Below are 14,131 nucleotides of genomic sequence, written 5' to 3' on the forward strand. Positions count from 1 at the left end.
AAGATCCATTGCCCCCAAGCTACCCTGCCCCGCGAAAACCTGTCGATGGGCACCCCTCCCCATCGCACCCGATCCGCCCAGTTGCCCTATCACTCACGGTCCCCAATCCGGCCCGGAAGCAACCACAACTGATAGGGCAACGGGTAGGGCGCCCTCGATCCCGGACGCGAAGGCACTTAGCATGAAGACATGTGCCGAAATATCCGGACCCTCCACAATTTTGAACCCCACGCCACGAGCGCCGAGGTGGAAGCAGCCGCACTGCAGTACGTGCGCAAGATCAGCGGCAGCACCGCCCCGTCCAAGGCCAACGAAGAGGCCTTCAACCGGGCTGTGCACGAGATCGCGCACGTCACGCAGCACCTGCTCGATTCGTTGGTGACCCATGCCCCGGCAAAGGACCGCGCGGAGGAAGCCGCCAAGGCGAAGGCCAGGGCTGCCGTCCGCTTTGGCGCCGCCTGAGGGAGGCGCCGGCGCGAAGCAGGGCTACTTGGCGAAGCCGCCCTACTTGCCGAAGCTGCGCAGCCGCAGCGAGTTGGCCACCACCAGCACGGAGCTCGCAGCCATCGCGGCGCCTGCAATCATCGGGTTGAGCAGGCCCAGGGCCGCCACCGGGATGCCCACCGCGTTGTAGAAGAACGCCCAAAAAAGGTTCGTCTTGATGGTGCCGAGCGTCCGGCGGGAGAGCTCGATCGCCTGCGCCACCTGCCTGAGGTCGTTTCCCATCACCGTCAGGTCGGCCGCCTCAATCGCGACGTCCGTGCCGGAGCCCATCGCGATGCCCAGGTCCGCCTGCGCCAGCGCCGCGGCGTCGTTGACGCCGTCCCCGGCCATGGCCACGGTGGCGCCCGCCGCCTGCAGCTTCCGCACAGCCTCGACCTTGCCTTCCGGAAGCACACCCGCGAAAACGTCTACCGGGCTGATTCCGACGGCGGCTGCCACCTGGGCGGCCACGGTGGCGTTGTCGCCGGTCAGCAGGATCGGCCGGAGCCCGAGCCCGCGGAGCCGGGTGACCGCCGCCGCGGAGCCGGGCTTGAGCGTATCGCGCAGGCTGATGATGCCGGCGGCCTCCCCGTCGACGGCGACCCAGATCGCGGTGGCACCAGTCGCCTCGGCCGCGTCGAGGGCCTCCCGCTGCACGGTGCCCGGCTCCACGCCGTTCTCCCGCAGCCAGCCGATCCGGCCCGCGGTCACGGGCCGTCCGCCGACGAGGCCCTGGACACCGCCGCCGGGGGCGGACCGGAATCCGACGACGCCGGGGAGGCGCCCGAAGTCGTCGTTCCTGCGTTCCGCCGATGCCGCAGCCGCCGTGATGGCATGGGCGATGGGGTGTTCGGAGGCGGCCTCCACGGCGCCCGCGAGGCGCAGGACCTCGGCCGGACCGAAGGGGGCGAAGGCGTTCGTCCCCTCGACGGCGAGGTGGCCGGTGGTGACCGTTCCGGTCTTGTCCAGGAGGATGGTGTCCACAGTCCGGGTGTCTTCGAGGACCTGCGGCCCCTTGATGAGGATTCCCAGCTGGGCTCCCCGCCCGGTCCCCGTGAGGAGTCCGACCGGGGTGGCCAGCCCCAGGGCGCAGGGGCAGGCAATGACCAGGACGGCAACCGCTGCCGTGAAGGCGGCCCGGAGCTCCGCCTCGCTGATGGCCGGTCCGGCGCTGAGCAGCCATACGGCGAAGGTGATGCCGGCGATGGCCAGGACAACGGGTACGAACACGGAGCTGATGCGGTCGGCGAGGCGGGCGATCGGCGCCTTCCCGGTCTGGGCCTGGGAGACCAGCCGGCCCATCTGCGCCAGGGTTGTCTCCGACCCGACGCGGGTGGCGCGGACCAGGAGCCGGCCGGAGGTGTTGAAGGTGGCACCCGTGACAGGACTGTCCGGACCGACCTCCACGGGAACGGATTCGCCGGTCACGAGGGAGGCGTCGACGGCGGAGGAGCCGTCGATCACGACGCCGTCGGTGGCGATCTTCTCGCCGGGGCGGACCACGATGACGTCTCCGACGGCCAGCTGATCGGCCGGGATTTTGTGCTCGGTGCCGTCGCGCAGGACCGTGGCGTCTTTCGCGCCGAGGTCCAGCAGGGCCTTGAGGGCGTCGCCCGCCTTGTGTTTGGCGTTGGCCTCGAGGTAGCGGCCCAGCAGCAGGAACGTGGTGACAACCGACGCCACCTCGAAGTAGAGCCCGCCGCCCATGCCCTCCATACCGGCGTGTTCGGTCATCCCGGGATCCGCCAGCAGTTGCCAGGCGGAGAAAACGTACGCCGCGGTCACCCCGATCGAGACGAGGGTGTCCATGGTGGAGGCAAAATGCCGGGCATTTACGGCGGCGGCACGGTGGAACGGCCACGCCGCCCAGCTCACCACCGGCAGGGCGAGGGCCCCCGCTACCCAGCCCCAATTGGCGAACTGGAAGGCAGCGAACATCGAAATCACGAAAACCGGCACCGTCAGGACGGCGGCGGCGATCAGGCGTGGGCGGAGGCCGGCGTCGGAGTGTGTTGCGGCGTGCCCGCCGGGGACGTCGACCGGCTCACTGACGGGGGCGGGCCCGGCGGCCTTTGCCGGGTACTTGGGCGCCCGGATGGTGGCCTTGTAGCCTGCAGCCGCGACGGTGGCCGTGATCTGGGCGTCGGTGATGGCTGCCGGGGCGGTGACATGGGCTGATTCGAGGGGGAGGTTGACCGTGGCCTCGACGCCGTCGAGCTTTCCTAGCTTGCGTTCGACCCGGTTGACGCAGGACGCGCAGGTCATGCCCTCGATATCGAGTTCAAGCACCCGGATTCCGGCGTGGTCCAGCAGTTGCTCGTTCGTCACGGTCTTCCCTGTCATGGTGGCGTACCCGGTGGTGGCTGTCGGCGGGGCGGTGCTCAGGCGTCGTTGGCCACCACCATGTAGCCGGCCTCGGCGACGGCCTCGCCGATCTCGGACGAGGACAGCGACCCGGTGGAGGTGATGGTGACGGTTGAAACGCCGCCCGCGTTGAGGTCGACGTCCACCGTTTCGACGCCGGCCAGGGACTCCAGCTCTTCGCTGACGGAGGAGACGCAGTGGCCGCAGGTCATCCCGGAAACGCTGACGATGGTGGAAACGGTGCTCATTGCTTGCTCCTTGTTGGCAGGCCGCTGGTGGTCCGGCAGCCCGATCGTGTGGTGGTGGTGTTGCCGCTACCGCAGCAGGCGCCCGATGGCATCGGTGGCCTCCTTGACCTTGAGGTCGATGGCTTCGGCCCGCAGCTCCGGATCCGGCTCGGACGCCGCACCGACGACGCAGTGGCCGATGTGTTCCTCGACCAGCCCCAGGCTGACAGCATGCAGGGCCTTGTTGACCGCGGCGACCTGGGTCAGGATGTCGATGCAGTACTTGTCCTCGTCGACCATGCGGGCGATGCCGCGCACCTGGCCCTCGATCCGCTTGAGCCGGCGCAGGTAGGCCTCCTTGTTGGAGGTGTAGCCGTGCTGCGGACGCTGGTCCGTACCGTGGGGGGCCGTAACAGGAACTGGGGGCTCGTTCATGCACCCAACATATACCCCCTAGGGGTATTGCACAAGTATCAGGTGGGTATCGCTGAGGCGCGAAGGTGGCGCGGCGGCCGGCGCGGGCCGGACACGGTCCGGACGTTAAAGAGCTCCGGAGTGCGTTATTGGGGGATACGCACTCCGGAGCAGCTATTGGGTAGACCCTCCATTGGGCTACGAATTCCAGCTTACTCGGCGGTAGTCAAAGAAAGCCAGCGCCGCGAATAAGTACTTTCGCTTTACTTTCTCGGGTCATTCTTCCGGTGTTTCCGGGGGAGTGCGGCCGCCCCCGCTGAACGGGAGCGAGAGCTGGGCGGCATGAAAGTCGAAGTGGTCGACGGGGTAGGCGTATACGTCCCCGAGCGTCATCGTCGGCCTGAACAACGGGTCCCACCGGGTCGGGAAAGACATGCTGAGGGCCAGGGTCTCCGCGGTCTCACGGCCCAGCCGGCGCTCAAGCCGTGAGGTGATGCGGTGCAGCTTGGCCGCCATCCGGCGCCGGTTGTAGACCCGGGCGGCCGCTTTGGAGCCCCAGTAGTTGACCACGTCGAACGGCACCGTTGCGGCGTCCAGGAGCCGGGCGAAGCCGCGGCTGACCGGTCGCGGGAGCCGTCCGAAGAATCTCACCAGCGGGAGCAGGGCCAGGACCACGAGGTAGCCGAACACCATGTGGAAGAGCAGTTCCTCGTTGGACCACCGGGTACCGGCGCTGCGGCGGCGGAGCTCCGGAAGCGCAGCAGCGGCCAGCGTGGCGTCCAGTCCGGCGCAGTTGCGCCGGTAGCCGGCGAGCACGGCGCCGCGTTCAACAGGCGGCCGGGCCGCGTGGCCGCGGGCGCGTGCTGGAGGGTCAGGGGCCACGATGGCCCCGGCCCGGACCGGGGGGCCCTGCCGGGACGATCAGGATGGGGTGTTGCTGATGGTGGCTGAGCCACGCGGCGACCGATCCGTTGAGTGCCTCGGAGATCCGGTGCCCCAGCCCGCGTTCGGGGGTTCCCACGATGATCATGGCAGCGCCCGCTTCCGCCGCCAGCCGTCCCAGGGCCCGGGCGGGGTCCCCGGCCAGGCTCCGCAGCGTCCATTCGACCCCCAGGCCGTCACAGGCTGCCGCGATGAAAGTCCGCAGTTCCTTGTTGACGGTCCGGATCTCGGCGTCGTCCGTGTCCGGGTGCAGCGAAAGCCGGTGCGCGGACCGGGCCGGATCCCACTCCACCAGGTAGCTTGCCTCGTCCACGTACCCGCAGACCAGCGGGACCTCGAGGCTGGCCGCCAGCGCCGCGGCGGTCTGCATCACCTCCGGATGCTGCCCCGGAACAACGCCCACCACCAGGGGCGACGCTTCGTCCCTTTCTTCTCCCGGCATACTCAATTGTTGCCCCCGCCCCTCGACTTGAACAGGGACTTCCTCCCCGTCCGGCCGGCGAGCGGGACTGCCGCGGCGAGGGCGGCGACCCCGGCGGCACCGGCCATGGCGTTCGTCATCGCCGTGTAACTTCCCAGCCAGGCCGCCAGCACCGGTCCCGCCGCCGGCGCCAGCGCCGTCACGGCAGTCAGCGGCGCGGCGAAAGTCCCCTGCAGGCCGCCGCGGCGAGGCCGGTCGGGCCGGCGCCGATCACAGCGACGGGAAGGTTCTTCGTCGGATCCATGGGTGTCCTCTGTTTCATCCGCAGTGGGTGGCGGTGCTGCCGGAAGGCCGTGGGCGACCTCAGCCGGCAGCGGCGAAGCCTGTGTCTGCGACCTGACCGAACCGCTCGAACTGGGCCAGCCCACGGTCTCGCACCACCTGAAGATCCTCGTCGACGCAGGCCTGCTCCACCGCGAAAAGCGGGGCACGTGGGCTTACTACTCGCTCGTGCCGGGCGCATTGGAGCGCACGGCCGCCGTCGTCACCGGACTCTGACACGCCCGGCGCCCGGCGCCGCGGCCTATTGATCGCCTCCGGTGCGGGGCATAACGTTGGAGGCCTAAGGAAAGGGTGTCCGCCGTGGAAATCTACATGTGGTGGCTGGACCTGGATCTGGTGAGCAAGGAGTGGCTGCGGGAAAACCTGCGCGCCACCGAGCTTCCCCTGCTGGTACTGCAGGGCATCGCGGAGGCCGGCGGCCCCCACCCCGACGACGTGGCCGGTGTGCTGAGCGATGCAGACTGGGACTTTGTCGAGACGCAATCCGAATTCGTGGACTGACCCGCCCGCGGGAACCGGGGGCGGGTCAGTGAAGTCCGCTGCCGGCGGGAAAACCATTGCGGCCATCCGGCAGGAGTGGTTGCATGGGGGTCATGGCTACCGAAGAACGTTACCTCCTGGCGATCGGCACCAAAAAAGGGCTCTGGCTGGCAATTAGCACTGACCGCAAGGACTGGTCCCTTTCCGGTCCGCATTTTTTGATGAGCGAGATCCCCAGTATCGGCATTGACACCCGCGGGGGCCGGACCCGGATCCTGGTCGGCGTCAGGTCCGAGCACTGGGGGCCCACGGTTTTCCACTCGGATGACCTGGGCGGCACTTGGAACGAGCCCGAGCTGGGCGCCATCCGGTTCCCCGAAGACACCGAGGCCGCCCTCGAACGCGTCTGGCAGATCCACCCGGATGCCGAGTCCCGCCCCGGTGTGGTCTGGGCCGGCTGCGAGCCGATCTCCGTCTGGAAGTCCACCGACGGCGGCGAACACTTCGAGCTGAACCGTGGACTCTGGGACCACCCGCACCGCACGGAATGGGGAGCCGGGTTCGGCGGCGCCGCGGCGCACTCGATTGTCCTTGACCCCACGGGCGAGAAGGTCCACGTCGCCATGAGCACCGGCGGCGTCTACCGCTCACTCGACGGCGGCACGTCCTGGGAGCCCCGCAACAAGGGAATTTCGGCGTATTTCATGCCCGATCCGAACCCGGAATTCGGCCAGTGCGTCCACAAGATCGCCGCCGACGCCGCCGTCGACGGCCGCCTCTATGCGCAGAACCACCACGGGGTCTACCGCAGCGACGATGACGCCGAGCACTGGGAGTCCATCGCGGAAGGGCTGCCGGCGGACTTCGGCTTTGTGATGCTCGCTCATCCCCACCAGGCCGGCACGGCCTGGGTGATCCCGCTGAAGGCCGACGGCGAAAGGATCCCGCCGGACGGCAAGCTGGCCGTCCACCGGACCGAGGACGCCGGCGCGAGCTGGAAGCGGCTCGACGCGGGACTTCCGGAGGCCGAGTACAACGCCGTGCTCCGGGACGCCGCGGGAGTGGACGCGGCGGAGCCGGTGGGTGTCTACTTCGGGACACGCGGAGGCAGTGTCTACGCCAGTGCCGATGAGGGCGAACACTTCACCGAGGTGGCCTCCCACCTTCCGGACGTGCTGTGTGTGCGGGCGGCTGTGGTGCCTGCCGCTCCCGTGCCCTTGGCAGGGCCGGGCGTAGACGTGAATGCCTGAGCACCCATGACTGACATCACCGTCCTGCTCCCCAGCGTGCTCCAGCCGCTCGCCGGCGGGCAGTCCATCCTGACTGCGCCCGCCGACGTGGCGGTGACGGTGGCGGGGGTGCTGGATTCGGTGACCGGAGGTTACCCTGCCCTGTCGCGACGGTTGCGGGATGAAACGGGGGCGGTCCGCCGCTACGTGAATATATACGTCAACGGGAATGAGATCCGCCGGCTGCAGGGCCTGGCCACCGAGGTTTCCCCGGGCCAGGAACTGCTGATCATCCAGTCGGTCGCGGGAGGCTAGCGGCCTCAGGCGACCCGCCAGAGGCTGCACTCGTCCGTGTTGATGGCCTTGCGTGTGCCTGACTGCCGGTCCATGATCCAGACGACTCCGATCCCGGGCGCGGTTTCCTGGACGCTGCCGCGGCGGATCACGACGTCGTCGTAGTTCGGGCCGACGCGCAGGCGGGCCTCGATCTCGTCGCCGCGATGCAACTGGTCCACGGCGCGGATACGGGTCGCATGGGGTTTGTCTTCCTTCAACATGGCGGGCCTCCTGGACTGGAGCTTGTACCTGCTATTGCCGGCACTTCCAGTGTGCCGCGCCCATGTTGCGGCGGCGTTTCGCCCCGGTAAGCGGCGCGTAAGCTTTGGGTGCCTGCCCGGTTACCCGCCGGCAGGGGGTGCCCGCCGTTTGCCCCTCCCTCAGGGCATGCGGCGGTCCGTCGGGCGCTGGATCCGGAACCAGCGGTAGCCGTAGCGGCCCAGTTCCAGTTCGAAGCTGCCGTCCTCGGCGAGGGGGACGTCCTCGCCGTCCAGCAGGTCCCGCAGTACGGCGCCCGCGAAGTGTTCTCCGGGGTCCCCCGCGGAGGCGGCGTTCGCTGCCACGGATGCCGGTTCGGCCCCGAAATTGTGTGCCAGGACGAGCGTTGACCCGGCCCGGCTGCAGCGGTGCAGCAGGACCTTCGCGGCCGGATGCTTGATCAGTTCGAACTCGCCCCAGCCCAGTTCGGGGCTTTCCCGGTAGCGCTGGATGAGTGTGGCGATGAAGTTCCAGAGCGATTCCGGGTCCCGTTTGGCGGCCGCGGCATTGATGTTCTTCGGCCCGAAATAGCCCTCAACCACGGGAGCCACCAGGTCCTTGGCCGCGGCGGTGGAGAACCCGCCGTTCTCGGCGTCGTCCCACTGCATCGGGGTCCGGACGGCGGAGCGTCCCTTCGCCGTCAGGTTCTCGCCCATACCGATCTCCTCGCCGTAGAACAGCGCCGGCGTGCCGGGCAGCGAGAACATCAGCGAATAGACCATCCGGATCCGCGCCGGGTCCCCGTTGAGCATGGTCGGCAGCCGCCGGCGCAGGCCCCGGCCGTACATCTGCATGTCCTTGTCCGGTCCGAACGCGGCGAAAACCTCGTCCCGCTCGGAGTCGCTGAGCTTGTCCAGCGTCAATTCATCATGGTTCCGGACGAACATGGCCCACTGGTTGTCCGGATGGATTTTCGGGCGGCTGCCGAGGCTCGTGGCCAGCGGCCGGGCGTCCTCCCGGGCCAGCGCAAGGTACATGTACTGCATCGAAAGGAAGTCGAACTGCATGTTCAGCTCGTTGCCTTCCGGGCCGCCGAAGTACTTCAGCTGGTCCTTGTAGGGCAGGTTGACCTCGCCCAGCAGGACGGCGCTGCCGCTGCGCCTGCCGAGGAAGCTGCGCAGGGCACCGAGATAGCTGTGCGGGTCGATCCGCGCCGCAGCATCCTTGGGCTCGCCGCGCAGTTCCAGGAAAAAGGGGACGGCGTCCAGCCGGAAGCCGTCCAGGCCCAGCTGCAGCCAGAAACCCATCGCTTTGGCGATCTCGTCCCGGACTTTGGGGTTCATCACGTTCAGGTCAGGCTGGTGCTTGGCGAACATGTGCAGGTACCACTCGCCGCTGGCCTTGTCCTGGGTCCAGATCGAGGTTTCCTCGCCGGGGAACACCACCTGGTCCGAGGTGTCCGGGGGTGTGTCCTTCCGCCACACGTAGTAGTCGCGGTACGGGTTGTCCACGGACTTGCGCGCCTGGACGAACCACGGGTGCTTGTCCGAGGTGTGGTTGATGACGAAGTCCGCGATTACCCGCATGCCGCGGTCCTTGGCGGTCCGGATGAACTCCACGACGTCCCCGAGGGTGCCGAGCCTGCGGTCCACCCCGTACATGTCGGTGACGTCGTAGCCGTCGTCCCGGTCCGGGGACGGGTAGAACGGCATCAGCCAGATGCAGGTCACGCCCAGCGCGGCGAGGTAGTCGACGCGCTGGATCAGGCCACCGAAGTCCCCGGATCCGTCGCCGTCGTCGTCGAAAAAGGTTTCCGGATCCAGGCAGTAGATCACGGCGTTCTTCCACCAGAGATCGGAGGTTTCGGCGATCCTCACAGCGGTACCTTCCGTTCGGTCCCCCGGCTGCCGGTCCCGCGCAGCTGGGGGAGGACATGCTCTGCGAACGCCTCGATGAACGGGGCCTGCTCCTGGCCGACGAAGTGCAGGTAGAGCTCCTCGAAGCCGAGCTCGACGTATTCGGCAAGCCACTCGGCGTGCTGCGCCGTGTCGGCAGAGATGTTGACGGCGCCGCGGACCTGGTTCTCGCCCACCTCGGCGCTGACGTGGTCGAAGTGGGCCGCGGTGGGGAGGTCCCACGGGATCGGCGGGGGAAAGACGTTGCTGCGCCACTGGTCCAGGGCGATCGCGACGGCGGCATCCTCCGTGGGGGCCCAGGACAGATGGACCTGCAGTGCGGCCTTGCCGCGGCCGCCGGCGTCGCGGTACGCGGCGAGCATGTCCTTGAGCTTCACGTGCGGCTGGTTCACGGTGACCAGCCCGTCCGCCCAGGCCGCGGAGCGCCGCGCAGTCTCCACGCTGACGGCGGGGGCGATCAGGAGGGGCTTGACCTGCGGAACGTCCCAGACGCGGGCCTGCTGGACGGTAACTAGGCCGGTGCGCGTGACCTCCTTGCCGGCATGCAGGTCGCGGATGATCTCGACGGACTCCTCGAGGCGCCGCTGCCGGGTCTCCTTGTCCGGCCAGGCCTCGCCGGTGACGTGCTCGTTCATGTATTCGCCGCTGCCGGTTGCCATCCAGAACCGGCCCGGAAACATGTCCGCGAGGGTGGCCGAGGCGTGGGCGATGATGGCCGGGTGGTAGCGCTGGCCGGGCGCCGTCACGACGCCGAAGCGGAGTCCGGTGGTGGCCAGGGCAGCGCCCAGCCAGGACCAGGCGAAACCGGAGTGGCCCTGCCGGGCGGACCAGGGCTCAATGTGGTCCGAGCACATGGCGGCCTCGAAGCCTGCCTGTTCGGCCAGCTGGACGTCCTTGAGGAGCTGGCCGGGACTGATCTGTTCGTGCGATGCGTGGAAACCGATGGCAGCCATCGTTAATGTCTACCGTCGCCGGCGGCGCGTGTCGAGGAAAGCCGGGCTGTGGGGCTGGCGGCCGGCGTACCGCCGGGCAAGAATGGGCCCTATGCGACTGCCACTGATGCCCCCGATCGCGCCGATGCTGGCCAAATCCGTGAGTGCGATCCCCGGAGCCGGGACAAACGCCGAGGCCGGGGACGCCGGGCCCGCGTGGAGCTTCGAGCCGAAGTGGGACGGGTTCCGGTCCATCATCTTCCGCGACGGCGAGGACCTGGAGATCGGCAGCCGCAACGGCAAACCCCTGACCCGGTACTTCCCCGAACTGGTCGAGGCGCTCAAGGCGAACCTGCCGCCCCGCTGTGTGGTGGACGGCGAAATCATCCTGGTGGGCGCCTCCGGTGACCGGCTCGACTTCGACGCCCTACAGCAGCGCATCCATCCGGCCGCGAGCCGGGTCCGGCTGCTCGCCGGCCAGACTCCGGCCAGTTTTGTCGCGTTTGATCTGCTGGCACTGGCCGATGAGGACCTCACCGCGCGGCCGTTTGTTGAGCGCCGGGCCGCGCTGGACCGGGCGTTTGCCGGCTGTGCAGCGCCCGTCCACCTGACGCCGGCCACCCGGGACCGCGAGACGGCCGGCCGGTGGTTCAGCCAGTTCGAAGGGGCCGGACTGGACGGGGTTGTGGCCAAAGCCCTGGACAGCACGTACCAGCCGGACAAACGCGTGATGTTCAAGATCAAGCACGAGCGCACCGCGGACTGCGTCCTCGCCGGATACCGCGTGCACACCTCCGGACCGGACCGGGTCGGATCCCTGTTGCTGGGACTTTACGACGACGACGGCGTGCTCGCCAGCGTCGGCGTGGTGGGCGCCTTTCCCATGCAGCGCCGCAAGGACCTCTTCGAGGAGCTGCAGCCCCTGGTGACCGACGCCGGGCCGCACCCCTGGACCCCGGCCAGGCAGGAGGAGGGCAGCCGCACGCCGCGGAACGCCGAGGGCAGCCGGTGGAGCGGTGGCAAGGACCTGTCCTTCACGCCGCTCCGCCCCGAACGCGTCGTGGAAGTGAAGTACGACCACATGGAGGGCGTCAGGTTCCGCCACACGACGCAGTTCGTGCGCTGGCGCCAGGACCGGGATCCGCGCTCGTGCACCTATGAACAGCTCGAGGAGCCGGTCTCCTACGACCTCGCCCGGGTCCTGGACACCGGCCGCCGGTAATTCCCCCGCGAACGCCGACGGCGGCCCGCCCCGGGAAGGGGCGGACCGCCGTCGTCCGTTCTGCCACGGAACCTCAGCGCAGGCCGAGCTGCTTGGTGGGGACCTTGAAGGTCTCCTTGGCGGTCAGGGCCGAGGCGGCCGCGACCACGCAGATGATGCTGGTGAAGATGGTGATCTGGACCCAGCCGCCGGGCTTGATGCCGCCCATGGCCGCCACGATCGCCGGGGCGAAGCCGGCCATCAGGAAGCCGAGCTGGGTGCCGATCGCCAGGCCGGAGAAGCGGACCTTGGTGCTGAACATCTCGGCGTAGAAGGAGGGCCAGACGGCGTTGGAGGCCGCGTAGCCGAAGGAGAAGAAACCGATGGCGGCGAGGAACATCAGCGGGACGCTGCCGGATTCCAGGCTCAACAGGAACACCGGGGTCAGCACCGCGCTGGACAGTGCGCCGTAGATGAAGACCGGCTTCCGGCCGATCCGGTCGGCCAGCATGCCGAACAGCGGCTGGGTGCCCAGGGCCACCAGGTTGGCGCCGACGACCAGCCAGAGCGTGGTGGTGCCGTCCACACCGGCGACGTTCTTGGCGTAGCTGATGGCCAGCGTGCCGAACACGGTGGAGACTGCGGCGATGAAGGCGCAGGCCACGACGCGGAGGACGTCGCGCCAGTGGTGCTTGAGGAGGTCCGCGACGGGGAGCTTGGAGATCTGGGCGTTCTTCTGGGCTTCCTCGAAAGCCGGCGGTTCGTGCAGGGTCCGGCGGATGAAGAACGCGACCATCACAACGACGGCGCTGAGCCAGAACGGGATGCGCCAGCCGATGCCGTACTTGATCTCGTCGGGCAGGGCCAGGACCGGGATGAAGACGAGGGCGGCGAGGATCTGGCCGCCCTGGGTGCCGGTCAGCGTCCAGGAGGTGAAGAAGGAGCGGCGGTTGTCCGGTGCATGCTCCAGGGTCATGGAGGAGGCGCCGGCCTGCTCGCCGGCCGCGGAGAGGCCCTGGCAGAGGCGTGCCAGCACCAGCAGGGCCGGGGCCCACCAACCGACGGTGTTGAAGTCCGGCAGGCAGCCGATCAGGAAGGTGGAGGCGCCCATGAGCAGGAGGGTGAACATCAGGACCTTGCGGCGTCCCACGCGGTCCCCGAAGTGGCCCAGGATGACAGCGCCGATGGGCCGGGCGACGTAGGCGAAGCCGAAGGTCGCGAAGGACATGATGGCCGCGTTGGCGCCGGCGTCCGGGAAGAAGACCTTGGGGAAGATCAGTGCGGCGGCAGAACCGAAAATGAAAAAGTCGTAGTACTCGACGGCGCTGCCCAGGAAGCTGGCGAGGGCCGCTTTCTTCGGTGTCCCGGCCGGTGCGTCAGTGCCCGGCGTCGTGGACGGGAGTGTCTGGCTCATGGTGTTCCTTTGTGTGACGACATTGTCGCGGATGGATCAGGAAGGTCTCAGTCGCCGATGGCTTAAGTGTGCGGCAGCCGGAGGTTCGTGGAAAGACCCGGACCAGTAGCCACATGGTGGGAGCTACTTGTGCGATACAGCAATGATGGCTGTGAGCGTGATCACTTGTCAAGCAAAATAATCACTATCTAGAAATAGCTCTCACGATGTGAGAACATCAATGCATGAGTGTGAACCAAGACACAGACCTGGCCGAGGCCGACGCCACCGTTCCGGCGGGAGCGGCAACGCCTGCCGGGCAGGCCAAGGCTCCCAAGGGGGGCAAGCCCGCCAAGGAGGATGCCCGGACGGACATGGTGGGCAAGGCGCTCGGCCTGCTGGTCCTGCTGGGCGACGAGCCGCGCGGGGCCAGTGCCGCGGATCTGTCCCGCCGGGCCGAACTGCCGTTCAGCACCACCTACCGGCTGCTGGGCTCCCTGACCCGGGACGGGTTCGTCGACTACGAGCCGGACGGCCGCCGTTATCATCTGGGCCTGCGCGTCTTCCAGCTCGGACAGCGGGTCTCCAACCACCACGGCTTTGCCGGGACGGCCCTGCCCATCCTGCGCCGGGTCACGGAGGAGACGGGCGAGGCCACCATCCTCTCGGTCCGCGACGGCGTCCACCACCTCACGGTCAACAAGGTGGACGGTCCGCAGACCTTCCGTGTCACGAGCGACCCCGGCTATCTCGGAGCCCTGCACACCACATCGGTGGGCAAGGCGCTCGTGGCCTTCGCCGATGACGACACCCGGGCCGAACTGGTGGAGGGCCTCGAACTCGAACCGCTGACGGGGCTCTCAATCACGGACCGAGGGGCCTTCCGCGAGGAGATCGAGCTGGTCCGGCGCCGCGGCTACGCCACCATGGACGAGGAAAACGAGCTCGGCATGCGCGCCGTCGCCGTCCCGGTCTGCAACTCCCAGGGCAACGCCTTCGCGTCGCTGGCCACGGCCGTTCCCGTTTTCCGGATGAGCATGGAGGCCCTCGTAGCCCTCGTGCCCCTGCTGCAGTCCGCCGCTGCGGAGCTGTCCGCCCGGCTTCCACAACAGTAGATGCGCACATGACTGCCGAAACGTTGTTCGCTACTAGAACAATCGTGCAAGATGTGAACATTTACGCTACAGTAATCCCCATCACCCGGCCCGCCGCAGACGCCCCGAGCGTCACCGCCCGCCGAGTGCCGTTGTCAA

Annotated in this window: 16 protein-coding genes and 1 pseudogene; 7 read left to right on the forward strand and 10 right to left on the reverse strand. The window is 68.4% G+C overall.

Translation table 11 applies throughout. From position 1 onward, the window contains the following. Positions 1-189 precede the first annotated feature (189 nt). A complete protein-coding gene (locus ABIB51_RS20465) occupies positions 190-462 on the forward strand; it encodes a DUF2277 domain-containing protein (RefSeq protein WP_354191189.1) in 273 nt (90 codons plus the stop codon). A 42-nt stretch (positions 463-504) separates the two neighbouring features. Here ABIB51_RS20465 and ABIB51_RS20470 read toward each other — a convergent pair whose 3' ends face one another. From ABIB51_RS20470 to ABIB51_RS20495, 6 genes are all read right to left on the reverse strand, one after another. Next, positions 505-2,811: a heavy metal translocating P-type ATPase gene (locus ABIB51_RS20470; protein ID WP_354191190.1), complete on the reverse strand. Its 2,307-nt coding sequence runs from the start codon at positions 2,809-2,811 to the stop codon at positions 505-507. Positions 2,812-2,864: 53 nt separating this feature from the next. Further along, positions 2,865-3,095: a heavy-metal-associated domain-containing protein gene (locus ABIB51_RS20475; RefSeq protein ID WP_354191191.1), complete on the reverse strand. Its 231-nt coding sequence runs from the start codon at positions 3,093-3,095 to the stop codon at positions 2,865-2,867. Between the two features lie 66 nt (positions 3,096-3,161). Continuing rightward, positions 3,162-3,509: a metal-sensitive transcriptional regulator gene (locus ABIB51_RS20480; protein ID WP_354191192.1), complete on the reverse strand. Its 348-nt coding sequence runs from the start codon at positions 3,507-3,509 to the stop codon at positions 3,162-3,164. Positions 3,510-3,764: 255 nt separating this feature from the next. Continuing rightward, entirely contained in the window at positions 3,765-4,370 is a 606-nt protein-coding gene (locus tag ABIB51_RS20485; protein WP_354191193.1) for a DinB family protein, read from the reverse strand. Continuing rightward, entirely contained in the window at positions 4,360-4,872 is a 513-nt protein-coding gene (locus tag ABIB51_RS20490) for a universal stress protein (RefSeq protein ID WP_354191194.1), read from the reverse strand. The genes ABIB51_RS20485 and ABIB51_RS20490 overlap by 11 nt, the downstream gene beginning before the upstream one ends. A 2-nt stretch (positions 4,873-4,874) precedes the next feature. Continuing rightward, the gene (locus ABIB51_RS20495; RefSeq protein WP_354191195.1) at positions 4,875-5,054 is read right to left on the reverse strand and encodes a hypothetical protein; all 180 of its coding nucleotides are present in this window, start codon (positions 5,052-5,054) and stop codon (positions 4,875-4,877) included. Between the two features lie 169 nt (positions 5,055-5,223). Here ABIB51_RS20495 and ABIB51_RS20500 point away from each other — a divergent pair. From ABIB51_RS20500 to ABIB51_RS20515, 4 genes and pseudogenes are all read left to right on the forward strand, one after another. Further along, positions 5,224-5,409, forward strand: a pseudogene (locus ABIB51_RS20500) (ArsR/SmtB family transcription factor); the annotation flags it as partial. 84 nt (positions 5,410-5,493) lie between these two features. Then, positions 5,494-5,694 (forward strand): hypothetical protein, encoded by a 201-nt coding sequence (locus ABIB51_RS20505; RefSeq protein ID WP_354191196.1) that lies wholly within the window; start codon positions 5,494-5,496, stop codon positions 5,692-5,694. Between the two features lie 83 nt (positions 5,695-5,777). Continuing rightward, a complete protein-coding gene (locus ABIB51_RS20510; protein WP_354191197.1) occupies positions 5,778-6,923 on the forward strand; it encodes a WD40/YVTN/BNR-like repeat-containing protein in 1,146 nt (381 codons plus the stop codon). A 6-nt stretch (positions 6,924-6,929) separates the two neighbouring features. Then, the gene (locus ABIB51_RS20515; protein ID WP_354191198.1) at positions 6,930-7,217 is read left to right on the forward strand and encodes a MoaD/ThiS family protein; all 288 of its coding nucleotides are present in this window, start codon (positions 6,930-6,932) and stop codon (positions 7,215-7,217) included. Positions 7,218-7,222: 5 nt separating this feature from the next. Here ABIB51_RS20515 and ABIB51_RS20520 read toward each other — a convergent pair whose 3' ends face one another. The 3 genes from ABIB51_RS20520 to ABIB51_RS20530 all read right to left on the reverse strand — a co-directional run bounded on the left by ABIB51_RS20520 (position 7,223) and on the right by ABIB51_RS20530 (position 10,305). Then, positions 7,223-7,459, reverse strand: coding sequence for a hypothetical protein (locus tag ABIB51_RS20520; RefSeq protein WP_354191199.1), 237 nt, complete (start codon positions 7,457-7,459; stop codon positions 7,223-7,225). A 159-nt stretch (positions 7,460-7,618) separates the two neighbouring features. Beyond that, positions 7,619-9,313: an alpha-amylase family protein gene (locus ABIB51_RS20525; protein WP_354191200.1), complete on the reverse strand. Its 1,695-nt coding sequence runs from the start codon at positions 9,311-9,313 to the stop codon at positions 7,619-7,621. Then, complete coding sequence (locus tag ABIB51_RS20530) at positions 9,310-10,305, reverse strand: TIGR03885 family FMN-dependent LLM class oxidoreductase (protein WP_354191201.1); 996 nt, start codon at positions 10,303-10,305, stop codon at positions 9,310-9,312. The genes ABIB51_RS20525 and ABIB51_RS20530 overlap by 4 nt, the downstream gene beginning before the upstream one ends. Before the next feature lie 91 nt (positions 10,306-10,396). On the opposite strand from ABIB51_RS20530, the gene ABIB51_RS20535 reads away from it, so the two are divergent. Continuing rightward, a complete protein-coding gene (locus ABIB51_RS20535) occupies positions 10,397-11,506 on the forward strand; it encodes an ATP-dependent DNA ligase (protein ID WP_354191202.1) in 1,110 nt (369 codons plus the stop codon). Positions 11,507-11,579: 73 nt separating this feature from the next. Here ABIB51_RS20535 and ABIB51_RS20540 read toward each other — a convergent pair whose 3' ends face one another. Then, complete coding sequence (locus tag ABIB51_RS20540; RefSeq protein ID WP_354191203.1) at positions 11,580-12,899, reverse strand: MFS transporter; 1,320 nt, start codon at positions 12,897-12,899, stop codon at positions 11,580-11,582. 224 nt (positions 12,900-13,123) lie between these two features. On the opposite strand from ABIB51_RS20540, the gene ABIB51_RS20545 reads away from it, so the two are divergent. Further along, the gene (locus ABIB51_RS20545) at positions 13,124-13,993 is read left to right on the forward strand and encodes an IclR family transcriptional regulator (RefSeq protein WP_354191204.1); all 870 of its coding nucleotides are present in this window, start codon (positions 13,124-13,126) and stop codon (positions 13,991-13,993) included. Positions 13,994-14,131 lie beyond the last annotated feature (138 nt).

The sequence above is a fragment of the Arthrobacter sp. UYCu712 genome (assembly GCF_040547005.1).
Taxonomy (GTDB): Bacteria; Actinomycetota; Actinomycetes; order Actinomycetales; family Micrococcaceae; genus Arthrobacter.